The organism is Gammaproteobacteria bacterium (genome assembly GCA_016705365.1).
In the GTDB taxonomy this organism is placed as follows: domain Bacteria; phylum Pseudomonadota; class Gammaproteobacteria; order Pseudomonadales; family UBA5518; genus UBA5518.
On sequence record JADIYI010000008.1, the window covers coordinates 811,531 to 825,537 of the forward strand.

Annotated in this window: 7 protein-coding genes; 6 read left to right on the forward strand and 1 reads right to left on the reverse strand. The window is 63.4% G+C overall.

Going from position 1 to position 14,007, the window contains the following annotated elements; genetic code table 11:
* Positions 1-66 precede the first annotated feature (66 nt).
* Complete coding sequence (locus IPF49_11330; GenBank protein ID MBK6288206.1) at positions 67-1,266, forward strand: cytochrome C peroxidase; 1,200 nt, start codon at positions 67-69, stop codon at positions 1,264-1,266.
* A gap of 163 nt (positions 1,267-1,429) precedes the next feature.
* Here IPF49_11330 and IPF49_11335 read toward each other — a convergent pair whose 3' ends face one another.
* The gene (locus IPF49_11335; GenBank protein ID MBK6288207.1) at positions 1,430-2,701 is read right to left on the reverse strand and encodes a GGDEF domain-containing protein; all 1,272 of its coding nucleotides are present in this window, start codon (positions 2,699-2,701) and stop codon (positions 1,430-1,432) included.
* A gap of 334 nt (positions 2,702-3,035) precedes the next feature.
* Here IPF49_11335 and IPF49_11340 point away from each other — a divergent pair, with 334 nt between their 5' ends.
* From IPF49_11340 to IPF49_11360, 5 genes are all read left to right on the forward strand, one after another.
* Entirely contained in the window at positions 3,036-3,803 is a 768-nt protein-coding gene (locus IPF49_11340) for a glucose 1-dehydrogenase (GenBank protein MBK6288208.1), read from the forward strand.
* A gap of 15 nt (positions 3,804-3,818) precedes the next feature.
* The gene (locus IPF49_11345) at positions 3,819-5,426 is read left to right on the forward strand and encodes an AMP-binding protein (GenBank protein MBK6288209.1); all 1,608 of its coding nucleotides are present in this window, start codon (positions 3,819-3,821) and stop codon (positions 5,424-5,426) included.
* A gap of 102 nt (positions 5,427-5,528) precedes the next feature.
* On the forward strand, positions 5,529-6,599 hold the full coding sequence (locus IPF49_11350) for an efflux RND transporter periplasmic adaptor subunit (GenBank protein MBK6288210.1): 1,071 nt from the start codon (positions 5,529-5,531) through the stop codon (positions 6,597-6,599).
* 9 nt (positions 6,600-6,608) lie between these two features.
* On the forward strand, positions 6,609-9,668 hold the full coding sequence (locus tag IPF49_11355; protein MBK6288211.1) for an efflux RND transporter permease subunit: 3,060 nt from the start codon (positions 6,609-6,611) through the stop codon (positions 9,666-9,668).
* Positions 9,669-9,891: 223 nt separating this feature from the next.
* Positions 9,892-13,959, forward strand: a complete 4,068-nt coding sequence (locus IPF49_11360; GenBank protein MBK6288212.1) for an AMP-binding protein — start codon at positions 9,892-9,894, stop codon at positions 13,957-13,959.
* Positions 13,960-14,007: the final 48 nt, after the last annotated feature.

Genomic DNA, 14,007 nt, shown 5'->3' on the forward strand with positions numbered 1-14,007 from the left:
AGCGGGTTATTATCCTACCACCCTTGTCGGAGATTATGACCACACATGTTGTCCGGATTGCTTGTCGTGCTCTTGCTCTGCATCCAGTCGCAAGGGCTGATCGCGCAGGAATTGAGAGCCGGTGACAGCCGTGCCGGTTATGAACGCGAGGATTTTGTCACCAGTTCGCAGCGCCTCGACACGATGCGCGTGCGCCCGGTGGATCTTTACCAGCTTGCCGTGAACCCCCCGCTGGGATTGCCGCCGTTTCCCGCAGAGGTGCCTGACCCGGCGGTGATCGACCTCGGGCGCAGACTTTTCTTCGATCGCCGCCTGTCTGCCAATGGCACGCTGTCGTGTGCGATGTGCCATATCCCCGAGCAGGGCTTTGCGCAGAATGAGCTGGCAACCCCGGTAGGTTTCGAGGGGCGCATGGTGCGACGCAATGCGCCCTCGCTCTATAACGTGGCCTACCGAGCACAGCTGTTTCACGATGGTCGCGAAACCGGCCTCGAAGAGCAGATCTGGTTTCCCCTGCTGGCGGCCAATGAAATGGGCAATCGCAGCGAACAGCAGGTGCTGGAGCGGATCGGGTCGATACCGGTATATGAACAGCAGTTCCGTGCGGCATTTGGTGGCGCTATCTCGCGCCGCACGCTCGGGCGTGCGCTGGCCGGTTACCAGCGCGTATTGCTGGCGGCGGACTCGCCCTTCGATCGCTGGTTTTTCGGTGGTGAGCAGGATGCGCTCGGCGCGGATGCGAAGCGCGGATTCGATGTGTTCAGGAACCGCGGGTGCAGCGACTGTCATCTGGTTGGCAAGGATGCCGCGCTGTTCAGCGACGGGCTGTTTCACGATACCGGTATCGCCTATCGCGAAGCGCGCGAGGGCGATGCCATACGGCGATTGCAGCTGGCGCCGGGAGTGGTGATCGATGTGAACACCGATGTGCTGCGCCCGCGCCCCTCCGACCTCGGCCGGATGGAGGTCACCGCCGATGTTGCTGACCGCTGGCGCTACCGCACACCCACCCTGAGAAACATCGCACTGACCGCGCCTTACATGCACAATGGATCGCTGCCGGATCTGCGCGCAGTACTCGAGTATTACGCGGCGGGAGGCGCGCCGCATGCCGGACAGGATGCGAGGATTCGCCCGCTGCAACTGCGCGCCGGCGAGATAGACGAGCTGCTGGCATTCCTGGATGCGCTGAGCGCTTCCAACGTGGCAGCGCTCGCCGCGGATGCGCGCAGCGTGGAGATCGGAGATTTCCGCGTTCTGCGATAGGGCGTGGCGCATGGTTGCGCGCGAGGCGCGTAAGCTGTCCACGGCGCCACGCTCAGGGCCCGCGATAATCGCGGCGCCTCGCTGGATGAACGGCTGCCGGGTGCGCCGGGAAAAGCCGGATCGACCCTGCGCACACCGGCGCAATACCGTTGATCGGCGCCCGTCAAACCACCTCGGTTCGATTGCGGCCCTTGTGCTTGGCGCGATAGAGCGCGCTGTCCGCGCGGCAGACGAGCTCCTCGAGCGAGTCGCCGCTCGCGAGTTCGGTACAGCCGATCGATACCGTTACCCGCAGCTCATCCTCGAGTTCCGCGAAACACTCGCGAGCGATTCGTTGCCGGATTTTTTCGGAGATGAGTTGCGCGCCGGCGCGATCGGTATCGGGAAGCAGTACCAGGAACTCCTCGCCGCCCCATCGCGCCACGCAGTCCCGGCTGCGCAGGCAGGAGCGGGTGACGCGGATCAGGCGTTTCAGGACCCGGTCGCCGACGCTGTGACCAAGGCGGTCATTGATGCTCTTGAAATGGTCGAGGTCGACGAACAGCAATGACAGGCCGGTGCCGGGCGCTCCTCGCCGCTCGATCTCGCGTTCCGCCTGCTCGGTGAAGGCCCTGCGATTCAATGCGCCGGTGAGCGTGTCGCGGCGGATCAGCCGCTCGGCCTTGCGTTGCTGCACCCGGATGAGACGTTCGAAATTGGAGAACGATAGCGCCAGGAATCCGATCAGCAGGCTCACGATCTGTGCGATCGATACGACGAGAACCACAGAGCGCAGATCGGTCGCTCCGAGGCTGAGCTTCATGATTGCGATGCCGGTCAGGTAGGGAGCGAGCAGGATCGCGTACAGGTAGCGTCGCGCGATCGCGCTTGCCCGAGTGGGTCCCAGCAATGCGCGGAAGAAGCCGCGATAAACCGTGGCCAGTCCTGCCGCCACGCACAGCGGCAGCAGCATGAACACGTTCGTGAATGACATTTGCACCTGGCTGTCTGGAGCTCCGATCGTCTTGGCGGCCAAGGCCGTCAGAGGCAGCCCGAACGCAATCACTGCCAGGGTCTGTGACTGCAGCGCGTTGCGAAAATCGCGCAGCAACAGTGACAGCGAAACCAGCAGCAGGCACAGCCGCACGGTCTCCGAATTCATCACGCTTGCCGATGGAGCGCCTGGCAGCAGTTCGAGCAGTCCGGGTATATCCCCGGTTTCATCGCTCCAGCCGAGCCCGACCGCAACGATGGCGAGTACGCCGAGCAAGGTAATGTTGATCGGCATCCGCAGCCGGTTGGCACCGAGCAGTTGGCAGCTCGACAACAACACGACACAGACTGCCACCCAGGGTTGTGGCGTTACCCTTCCGGCAATCGGGGCGAGTATCGAGGGAAATTCGAAGTACCAGGATGCCAGCACGGTCATGCCTGTAAACAGGCTGAATGCCGCCATCAGGATACCCAGCCGCGAGGCGCGGCGCAGCAGTCCCGAAGGGGTGGATGCAGATGAATGTCCACGGTTGGCCGCGTACACATTGCCTCTCTTGAGCGCGTCGGGCAGGGTCGCCTTGCGGCGCGCTTTTCAATCAGCCGGACCTCGTTTATACGCCAGCCTGCGCCGGGTTTCCGTGCTCCGGCTCACGGATTCCGCCCAGCGATGCGCGAATCGTCGGCTGAAGCTGCCGCAAATCCCCTTGTTTCAACGATACGCGGTTCCGGTTGACTCGGTTAATATCCGTATCTTCGCGCTGATTGCGCTTTGGGTATCGGGAGAGGAGCAGCAAGCGGTGAGTGACAGGGTGGCATTGGTGATGGGTGGTGGCGCGGGTACCGGGCGCGCGACGGCGTTGGCCTTTGCGCGCGAAGGCGCGCGCGTGGTGGTTGCGGACATCAACGAGAAGGGTGCGCAGAAGACCCTGGCGCTGGTGCGTGACTCCGGTGGCAACGGCATCGCGATCCAGGCGGATATGTCGCGCTCTGCCGATATCCGCGGCGTGATCGCCGCCACGCGCGAAACCTTTGGTGCGCTGCACTGGGTGTCGAACAATGCGGCACGCGCCCCGGACAACAAGTCGGTAACAGAGCTTGCCGAGGATGAATGGGATAGTTGCATGAGCGTGACGCTGCGTGGCGTGTGGTTGTGCATGAAACACCAGTTGCCGCTGATCGAGGCCTCGGGAGGCGGTGCGATCGTGAATGTGGCCTCGCTGTCGGGGATGCGCGGCGATGCGCACCAGGCGGCATACGCGGCGGCCAAGGGCGGCGTACTGGCGCTCAGCAAATCGGTGGCCAGCGAATACGCTCGCCGCGGGGTGCGCGTCAACACCGTTTGTCCCGGGGGCATCAACAGCAAGGGCATGGATTTCTTCCTGAAGAGCATGCCGGAGCTGCGCGAGAAGACCCTGAATATCCATGCGATGGGCCGTCTCGCCGAGCCGCAGGAGATCGCCGACGCGGTGGTCTACCTGTGTTCCGATCGTGCGAGCTTCATCACCGGCCATGACCTGGTGGTGGATGGTGGCGTACTGGTTCGCTCCAATGTGATCGATCTGTAGACGGATGGAGCAACGATGAACAAGCTGGTTTTCGACAACATCCATGACCGTCATATCGGGCGTGCGATCCGCATGCAGGCAGAGCAGAACGGCGACACCCGATTTCTGGTGTTCGACCGCACCGTGTATACCTTCGACCAGGCCAATTCAAGGGTCAACGAACTGGCCGCCGGCCTGCGCAAGCTCGGTATCGAGCGGGGCGACCGCGTGGTGTTCTACATGTCGAGCGCGCCGGAAGTGATGTTCCTGGTGCTCGCGGTGAACAAGCTCGGTGCGATCTGGGTCCCGGTCAACAGCGATTACAAGGGTGCCTGGCTCGAGGACACCATCAACCGCGGGCGCGCGAAGTTGCTGGTCACGGATACCAGTCATGCCGAGCGCGTGGCCGCTGTACATGCGAGCCTTCAGGTCGCGCATATCGCGGTGCTCGGTGATCCCGCCTGCCTTCCCGGCGCGCTGCCCTTCGAGGCGCTCTATGCGCCGTCGCCGGGCGAGCCGGATCTGAGTGGGTTCGACTATGGCGATACCTGCGCGGTGTTGTGGACATCCGGCACCACCGGGCGCTCGAAGGGCGTGATGCAGAGCCACAATGTGTGGTTTCAGGCCGCCCTCGACGGTGATGTGATGTACCACACCCGCGCCGGTGACGTGGTCTACAACGTGATGCCGATGTACAACTCCGGCGCCTGGGCCACCTCGCTGTTCCGCAGTCTTTTTTGTGGCGTCACGCTGGCGGTGGATCCGGCGTTCTCGGTAACGAGCTTCTGGGATCGGGTGCGCTTCTACGGCGCGACGCAATCTTTCACGATCGGCGCCATGCACATGTTTTTGTGGAACGCCCCGCCACGGGCTGACGATGCCGACAATCCCCTGCGCGAACTGCAGGCGGTGCCGATGCCGACCGATATCAAGGAGCCGTTCAGCAAGCGATTCGGGGTGCGGGTGCTCGGGCAGGGCATGTCACAGAGCGAAGCAATGATCATGCTGCGCCAGGATCAGCGGCTGCGTTCCTCCTGGCCGCCCGGCAGTTGCGGCAACCCGGTGGAGGGGATGGACATGAAGCTGGTCGACGAGGCGGGCCAGGAGGTCGGCGTCGGCAATCCCGGCGAGTTGTGGGTGAGGCCGCAGCGCCCTTTCATGATCTTCAACGGCTATTTCGATGACGCCGAGGCGACCGCGAATGCATTCTCCGGCGCGTGGTATCACACCGGTGACATGCTGCGCCGGGATGCCGAGGACAATTATTTCTTTGTCGATCGCAAGAAAGACGCGGTACGCTACAAGGGCCGCAACATCTCGAGCTACGAAGTCGAGCTGGTTGCGCGCCGCCACCCCGCAATTGCCGATTGCGCGGCTTTCGGCATACCTTCGGAGGAACTCCAGCACGAGGACGAGATCAAGCTGAACGTGGTGCTGCGGCCCGATGCCGTGGTCGAGGCGCGCGATATCGCGCAGTACATCAACGATAACGCCCCTTATTTCTTCGTGCCGCGCTATATCGAATTCGTCGAGGAACTGCCGTACACGCCCAATCAGAAGATCCAGAAGTACCGGCTGCGTGAAGCAGGCATCGGTCCGAACACCTGGGACGCGCGCAGGGCGGGGTTCAAGAGCGAGCGCTGAGTCATCGATGGCCGCCGCGAACCGCATTTTCCGCGCCACGTCGCTGAAAATTCCGCCTGAAAGCAATACACTGCCATCCCGTTGAGCAACCGGATATCGAGCGTGCGCGCCTACTTGATCGTCATTGTTCTGCTGCTTGCGATATTCGGGTCCATTGGGGGCTATCAGTATGTGCGTTTCAGCAAGCTGGCCAATGCGGATTTTTCGCCGCCGCCGGTGACCATCGCGGCGGCGCTCGCAACCCGCGAAACCTGGGGCCATCACCTGGATGCGGTCGGCACCATCAAGGCCGTGCGCGGGGTCAATCTTGGTGCGGAAACCAGCGGCCAGATTACCGCGCTGAATTTCGATTCCGGTGACACGGTCGAGGCCGGCAAGCTGTTGCTGGTGCTCAACGACGATGTGGAGCAGGCCAGCCGCCAGAACGAGATTGCCACGCTGAACCTGGCGAAAATCCTCTACGAGCGCGATCTCAAGCTCATTGCGCAGAAATCCATTGCCCAGACCCAGTTCGATCGCAGCCGGGCCGACCTCGAGCGCGCGCGGGCGCAGCTTGCGGAAACCGAGGCGCGTATCCGCAACAAGCGGATCTTTGCCCCGTTTGCCGGCCGCATCGGTATTCGCCGCGTCGATCTCGGTGATTACATAGCCCCCGGCACAATGATCGCCTCGTTGCAGGATCTGTCGCGGCTCGATGTGGATTTCACGTTGCCCGCACGCTATGCGTCGCAGCTCCATCCCGGTCTTGCGATCGCGTTGCAGGTGGATGCGTTTCCGGACCGCGTGTTCGCCGCCGAACTCCAGGCGCTCGATACCAGTGTCGACCCGGGCACGCGCAACCTGCTGCTGCGTGCGCGCGTGCTCGAACCCGGGGAGTTGTTGCCCGGCATGTTCGCCACGCTGCAGCTCGATCTCGGCGCGCAGACGAGCGTGGTCACCGTGCCCGAAACCGCGGTCACCTATTCGCTGCAGGGCGACACGGTGTTCGTGATCGAGAACCACCCGGATGGAGGTCTCGCCGCGGTCTCGCGCATCGTCAAGGCAGGAGAGACCCGGAACGGGCGCACCGAGCTGCTGGCGGGGTTGCAGGAGGGCGAGCGGGTCGCGACCGTCGGGCAGAACAAGCTCTATCGCGGCGTGAAAGTGCTGATCGATGACACGGTCGATATCTGAGGTTCACCGATGAAGTTCACCGATCTCTTCATCAGGCGCCCGGTGCTTGCGATCGTGGTGAGCTGCCTGTTGTTGATGCTGGGCCTGCAGGGTGCCGGCCAGCTCTCGGTCCGCCAGTTTCCCGATGTGGAAAAAAGCCTGGTCAGGGTGAGTACCGTCTACGCGGGCGCCAGCGCCCGCACGGTGCAGGGTTTCGTGACCGAACCCCTGCAGCGGCGTATCGCGGCGGCCGAAGGCGTCGAGTACATGACGTCCCGCAGTGATCCTGGTGTGTCCGAAATCGATGTCCATGTGCGTCTCGGCGAGGACACCGAGAAAGTCATGACCGCGATCATCGCCAAGGTTGGCGAGGCGAGGTTCGAATTGCCGCGCGAGGTGGAGGATCCGGTCATTACCAGCTCTCTTGGTGATGACGCGATGATCTACATGGCGTTCCTCAGCGAACAGATGTCGATACAGCAGGTATACGACTACGTGGCGCGCAATATACAACCCGAGCTGAGCACCCTCGAAGGTGTCGGTGACGCCAAGATATACAGCAGCCGCAGCTTTGCGATGCGGGTCTGGCTGGACCCGGCGAAAATGGCGGCCTTTGCAGTAACCGCCACCGATGTGAACAGGGCGATCCGTGAGCAGAATTACATCAGCGCCGCAGGCAGCACCCGCGGCATGCTGGTGCGTGCCAGCATCGATGCCGAGACCGACATCCAGAGTCCGGATCAATTTGCCGGCATCGTGGTCCGCCAGGACGGTGACCAGCGGGTGCGTCTCGGTGATGTGGCCGATCTGGAGCTGGCCAGCGCGGATTACGATTCCGCAGACTACTCCAGTGGCAGGGATACGGTGTTTCTGGCGGTGACGCCGGCGCCCGGCGCCAATCCGCTGGAGGTTGCCGGGCGGGTCAAGGAAGTCGTGCCGCGCCTGACCGCACAGATGCCCGCGGATCTCAAGGTTTTCTATGACTCGGACTCTTCCGTATTCATCAAGGAAGCGCTGGTGCAGGTGGTACGGACCCTGGTGGAGGCATCGCTCATCGTGATGCTGGTGATCCTGCTGTTCCTCGGCTCGCTGCGCGTGGTGCTGATCCCGCTGGTCACGATCCCGCTGTCGTTGGTCGGGGTGCTGTTCCTGGTCTGGGCGGCGGGCTTTTCCATCAATCTGCTCACGCTGCTGGCGATGGTGATCGCGATCGGACTGGTGGTGGACGACGCGATCGTGGTGGTGGAAAACGTGCACCGCCATATCGAGAACGGCATGCAACCCGTGGACGCCGCGATCCGTGGTGCGCGCGAGGTGGCCTTGCCGGTGATTGCGATGACGCTCACTCTTGCGGCGGTCTACGCACCGATCACCTTTCTGGGCGGGCTGACCGGTGTGCTGTTCAGCGAATTCGCGCTGACGCTCGCCGGTGCGGTGGTGGTATCGGGCATCATCGCACTGACGCTGAGTCCGATGATGTGTGCCTACCTGCTGACGGACACGGCGCACCAGGGGGCACTGGCGCATTGGCTCGATGCGCGCTTCGAAGCGCTGCACAACGCCTACCGGCGTCTGCTCGGGCACTGCCTGGACAACCGCGGCGCGGTACTGTTGTTCGCCGCCGTGATTCTTGCCAGCTTGCCGCTGCTGTTCCAGATGGCGCAACGGGAACTGGCACCCGAGGAGGACAACGGCAGCCTGTTTGTCGTCGCGACACCGCCCGATTACAGCAGCGTCGATTACGTGAATTATTTCCTCGACCAGATGGTCAGTACCTGGAAGCAGATACCCGAAGTCAGCCACTCGTGGCAGGTGAACAACCCCGGGACAGTGTTCGGCGGCATCGAACTCAAGCCGTGGAGCGAACGCGAGCGCAGCCAGAAAGAAATACAGACCGATCTGCAGGCGGGTTTCGCGCGTATCAGCGGCCTGGAAATCTTCACTTTCAGCCTGATCTCGCTGCCCGGTGCGGATTCCGGACTGCCCGTGAACTTCGTGATTGCCTCCACCGCGGACTACAAGGAACTCGACCGGGTCTCGGATGAAGTGCTCGCGAAGGCGCGCGAGTCGGGCTTGTTCGCGTTCGTCAACAAGACCCTGCGTTACTCGCGCCCCGAGGTGACGGTGGCCATCGAGCGCGATCTCGCGGCGCGTCTCGGCATTTCGATGGAAGCCATCGGCGAGACGCTGCAGACCATGCTTGGCGAGTCGGAGGTCAATCGCTTCAGCATGGAGGGGCGCAGCTACAAGGTGATCCCGCAGGCGCATCGCGGATTCCGCCTGACGCGCGAGGCGCTGGAGCGTTACTACGTGCGCACCGACGGTGGCGACCTGGTACCGCTGGCGACCGTGATCCGGCTCGATTCGCGGGTCGAGCCGAACACGCTCAGCCAGTACCAGCAGCTCAACAGCACCACCATCCAGGGCATGATGATGCCGCCCAACACGCTTGGCACGGGGCTCGAGTTCCTCGACCGCACGCTGAAAGAAGTGGCGCCGGTGGGTTTTCAGGTCGGGTACGAGGGCGAATCACGTCGCTTTGTGCAGGAGACCACTGGTTTCGGGGCACTGTTCGCGGTGTCGCTGACGTTCATCTTCCTGGTACTGGCCGCGCAGTTCAACAGCTTTCGCGATCCGCTGGTGGTGCTGGTAGCGGTACCGCTGTCGATATTCGGCGCGACCGTGCCGCTTGCGCTCGGCTGGGGAACATTGAACATCTACACCCAGGTCGGCCTGCTGACGCTGATCGGGCTGATCAGCAAGCACGGCATCCTGATCGTGGACTTCGCCAACCGCCAGCTGGCCGAGGGCATGGATCGCCGGGGCGCGGTGATCGAGGCTGCCGCGCTGCGGCTGCGCCCGATCCTGATGACGACCTTCGCTACCGTGCTCGGTGTATTGCCGCTGCTGCTGGCCTTCGGTGCCGGTGCCAACAGCCGTTTCGCGATCGGCCTGGTGATCACATCCGGCATGCTGGTGGGTACCTTGTTCACGCTGTTCGTGCTGCCGACGTTCTATCTGCCGTTCACCCGCCGCTTGGCCGCGGGATCAGGCGCGGCACTACCGAAGCTGAAACCCGCAACGCAGTGATGTGAGCCGGTTCGAAGCTCCGGTCGGTGCTGCTTGCGGTGCGCTCGACCCGCAGGGAAGCCCGGGTGATATGACGGCTTTCGCCCGGTAGGCTATCTTCTCAATGCTCAGCCAGTCATCGGCGGCTTCGACAGCGTCCCGGACAAGGGCGCATTTCGCCGGGATGCCGAATCGTGCCATGAACCCGTGTTCGTGCGCCGCCAGTCTTCAGGAGTAATTGCAGTTGCGACTCATGCGCCAACCAGAGACCTCGGCCAGCGAGTTTCCGGTGACACCGGACCAGCTCCGCTACATCCTGGCGGAAACGCTCACGCAGGCAAACTATATGCAGCCCGCGTCCTGGGTGATCGACGGGCCGCTGGATGTCGCCAGGTTCGAGGCCGCGATCGGCAAGGTGGTCGCACGTCACGAGATGTTGCGCGTTTCGCTGGTCAGGAAGCGCGGACAAGGTTATCTCAACCGGGTGCACGAATCGCCGCGGATCGAGATCGAGCAGCTCGCGCTGCCGGAGTGGGACCCCGTGGCCGTTCGCAAGGCCATCGAGGCCTGCGCGTACCGGCCGCACAATTTTCTTGAGTCGGAGCTGGCACGCTTCCAGCTGATCCGGATCGGCACGCAGCGCCACGTGTTCACCACCCTGTTCCATCACGCGCTGACCGATGCCCTGTCCGGCGGGATATTCCGGCGCGAGCTGTCGATGTTCTATGAGGGCAGGGAGCCGGACACGACACCGGTGGCGTATCGCGATTTCTTCGCGGGCAATCGGGAGCCGCCAGCCGATCGGCGCCAGGCCGAGGCGTTCTGGCAGGACTACCTGGCGGATTTCGATGGCGAGGGAAGCCTGCCCGCCGATTTCAGGCCCGAACAACCGTCGTCCGAGATGGATTTCCTCGAGTTTCGCCTGGATGCTTCGCTGAGCGCGCGCGCGCGAGAGGCTGCCAGGCAGCTTGGGGTTTCGCCCTTTGCGTTGTATTCGACGGTCTACAGCGTGCTGCTGGGACGGCATACCGGCGCCAGCAGCGTGATATCCCTGATACAGAGCGCGGGTCGGCGTGGCTACGCGGGTTCGGAGCAGACCTGCGGGCTGTTTTCCAAGGCACTGGTTCTGATCACCCGCTGGAGCGAGGAGATGCCATTTGCGGAGCTGGCGCGCGCCACCCGCAAGAATATCGGCCTGTGTCTGCAGAACGAGGCCGTGCCTTACCAGGAGGTGGTCAGTGACAGCGGGATCAAGGCCCGCTTTGGCATCAACTGGCTGCCGGGCAGGCAGGACTTCGACCTCCAGGGCTGCCAGGTCACACGCCAGTATTTCGTCTTTGCCCAGTCCGATCACGACCTGAATTTCCGCATCGTCGATGATGCGCAGGGCGTGCTGCTGTACCTGGCTTTCAATCGCAGCCAGTTCCTGCGTTCCAGGGTGGAGGAATTCGCGCACCAGTTCGTGGCCCTGCTGGGCGATGCCTGTACCGACCCCCAGTGCGCGATTGCCGCTCTCGGCGTCACGCAGAGGAGCAGACGGGTGCCGCCGGCCGTATTGCCGCCTGTTCGGGAGAGCGCCGCGGAACTCGTCCATGAGCTGTTTCTGCGCCAGGCTCGCCTGCACCCGCAGGCAACGGCGATCGAATGCGCGGAGCAACGCTGGTCCTATCGCGAACTGGAGCGCGCCAGTGACACGATCATGGCCGGTCTTCACGATCGCGGTATCGCCCCGGGCGCGACGCTGGCGGTGCTGGCGCGGCGAACACCCGGGCTGGTTGCCGCGCTGCTGGCGGTGCTGCGCATGGGTTGCGCATTCGCGATCCTGGATTCCGCCTACCCGCCGCGGCGCCTGCGCCAGTGCGTCGATATGCTGCGCCCCGGCGGGATCATCGTCTGCGAGGAGCAGGAGGTCCCGGACGAACTGGTCTGCGCTGCGCAAGAAAGCGAGTGCTTCCTGCTGCACCTGGACCAGGACGGATTGCGGGCCGCCAGCGCCGGCGTTCCGGCCGGCGCCGCCACCGCGGATGATGTTGCCTATCACCTGTTCACCTCGGGCACCACCGGTGTGCCCAAATGCGTGTCGGTAAGCCATCGGCCGCTGGTTCATTTCCTGCACTGGCAGGCCGAGCGCTTCGAGCTGGACCGCAACGACCGGGTCACGGTGCTGTCCGGTCTCGGTCACGACCCGGTGCTGCGGGATATTTTTCTCCCGCTCTCGATCGGGGCGACGTTGCTGTTGCCGGATCCCGCCGCCGATCGTGATGCCAAGGCCCTGTTTGACTGGATGGCGGCGTCGCGACCGACGCTCTGCCACCTGACTCCCCAGATCGGTCACCTGATTCTCGGTGGCATGCGCAAGCAGCAAACGCTGCCGACGTTGCGTTATCTGTTCTGGGGCGGTGACATCCTTACCGGGCATCACGTGGCCCAGTTTGCCGCAGCCGCGACCGCGGCGCGGTCGGTGAACTTCTTTGGCGCGACGGAAACGCCGCAGGCCTTTGCGTACTTTGCCATCGAACAGGATCTGCCGTGGCGCCTGGTACCCATCGGGCAGGCAATACCGGGCGTAGAGCTGTATATCGAGAACGGTTTCGGGGAGCGAGCGGCGTACGGAGAGTATGGCCAGATCGTGGCGCGATCGCCGTATCTTTCAAAGGGTTATCTCGATACCGGTGAAATGATTCAGACTCGCGAGCGCAAGGCGAGCGGATTTTCCGGTGACGCCTACTATTTCGGGGACTATGGCTACACGCTGCCCGACGGCAACATCGTTTGTCTGGGCCGCCGTGACGACCAGCTCAAGGTGCGCGGCTTCCGGGTCGAGCTCGCGGAGATATCGCGGGCGCTCGAGGATCTGGAGCCGGTGGCGCGCGCGGTCGCGCTCGGCGTTGGAGAAGCGCACGAGGAAGCCCGGCTGGTCGCCTACATCGAGCGCGCGCCGGGTCATATGCCCGAGCGTGCCGAACTGGTGAGGCATCTGCGCGCGACGCTGCCGCGCTACATGGTCCCCGATTATTACGTGGTGCTGGATGAGCTGCCGATGCTGCCGAATGGCAAGGTTGATCGCAAGCAGCTGCGGGCCCCGCAGAAAAGCGACCTGGTGGCCGAGCGGCGCTATATTGCGCCGAAGACCCAACTCGAACGCGAGCTGATCGCGGACCTCGAAGAGGTGCTGCAACTGAACGGCATCGGAGCGGAGGACAGTTTTGTCGCGCTCGGTGGCGACTCGCTTTCCTACGTCAGCATGCAGATGTCACTCGAGCGCCGTCTCGGGGCGCTGCCGCAGGATTGGGGTGAACTGAGCGTCCGCGAACTCGCCGGCCGCGGTGTCAGCACGAGCAAGGTGCGCATGCTCGACACCTGCATCGCGATCCGGGCGGCTGCCATCCTGATCATCGTTGCCGGGCACGCCGACTTCTTCAGCGTTGCCCGGGGATCGACCGGCGCACTGTTCCTGGTGACCGGCTTCCTGCTGGCAAAACTGCAGTTGCCGCAGGTCCTGCAGCGTGACAGCGCCAGGCCGCTGCTGTCCCTGGTGGGCAAAATCGTGCTGCCGGTAATGGCCTACACCGCGGCGACAAGCTGCGTCGGCGCACTGCCGCATTATTCCAATTTCCTGATGGTGGCGAACCTGTTTGCGATGCCCGCGCGGGGTATCGAGCCGCATATCTGGTTCGTGCACGCGCTGCTGCAGATGCTGCTGATATATGCACTGCTGTTTTCATTTGCAGCGGTGCGAAGTTGGCTCGAAAAGGATGCTTTCCGCTTCTGCGTGCTGGTCTTTGTGGTCGCGACGGCGGTCCGTCTCGGTTCACCGCTCTTTTTTGCGTGGCTGCAGGATCCCGCGTCGATAACGCAGGGGCATCCCGTGCACCGCCTGCCGACAACCCATTTCGCCACGCTGGCGCTCGGCATGTGCATGTATTTCAGCAATACCACTCCCCGCAAAGTCCTGACCCTCGGATTGCTGCTCGGCTACTGGCTGCTGTCGGAACATTTCCTCGGCGCGCCGGTGACCATCATGCTGCTGTTTGGCGGCATCCTGGTTTTCTTCAGGGAGATCCCCACGGTCGACTGGATAAAGCGCGTGGCCTACATGCTGGCGGCCGCTTCCCTGTTCATCTACCTGACGCAGTTCATCTGGGTCAAGGCACTGCATATGGTCGGGATCGACCTCGGTAGCCACGGCCTGGAGACGCTGCTCAGCGTGGCCGGTGGTGTTGCTGCCTGGTTTGGCTGGAATCAGCTGCGCCGCCTGGGGAACATCTGGCGCAAGCAGCGTGACGAGCCGTTAGGGATCGAAGCCGTGTAGGCGATGGCCGTTCAGGTTCGCTCCGCAGCCCTGAAATACGGCCGCTTG

Excerpts from the sequence above, each read along its gene's own strand:
- IPF49_11345 (MBK6288209.1), top strand. The coding sequence starts at position 3,819 with ATGAACAAGCTGGTTTTCGACAACATCCATGACCGTCATATCGGGCGT.
- IPF49_11355 (MBK6288211.1), top strand. The coding sequence starts at position 6,609 with ATGAAGTTCACCGATCTCTTCATCAGGCGCCCGGTGCTTGCGATCGTG.
- IPF49_11335 (MBK6288207.1), bottom strand. The coding sequence starts at position 2,701 with ATGGCGGCATTCAGCCTGTTTACAGGCATGACCGTGCTGGCATCCTGG.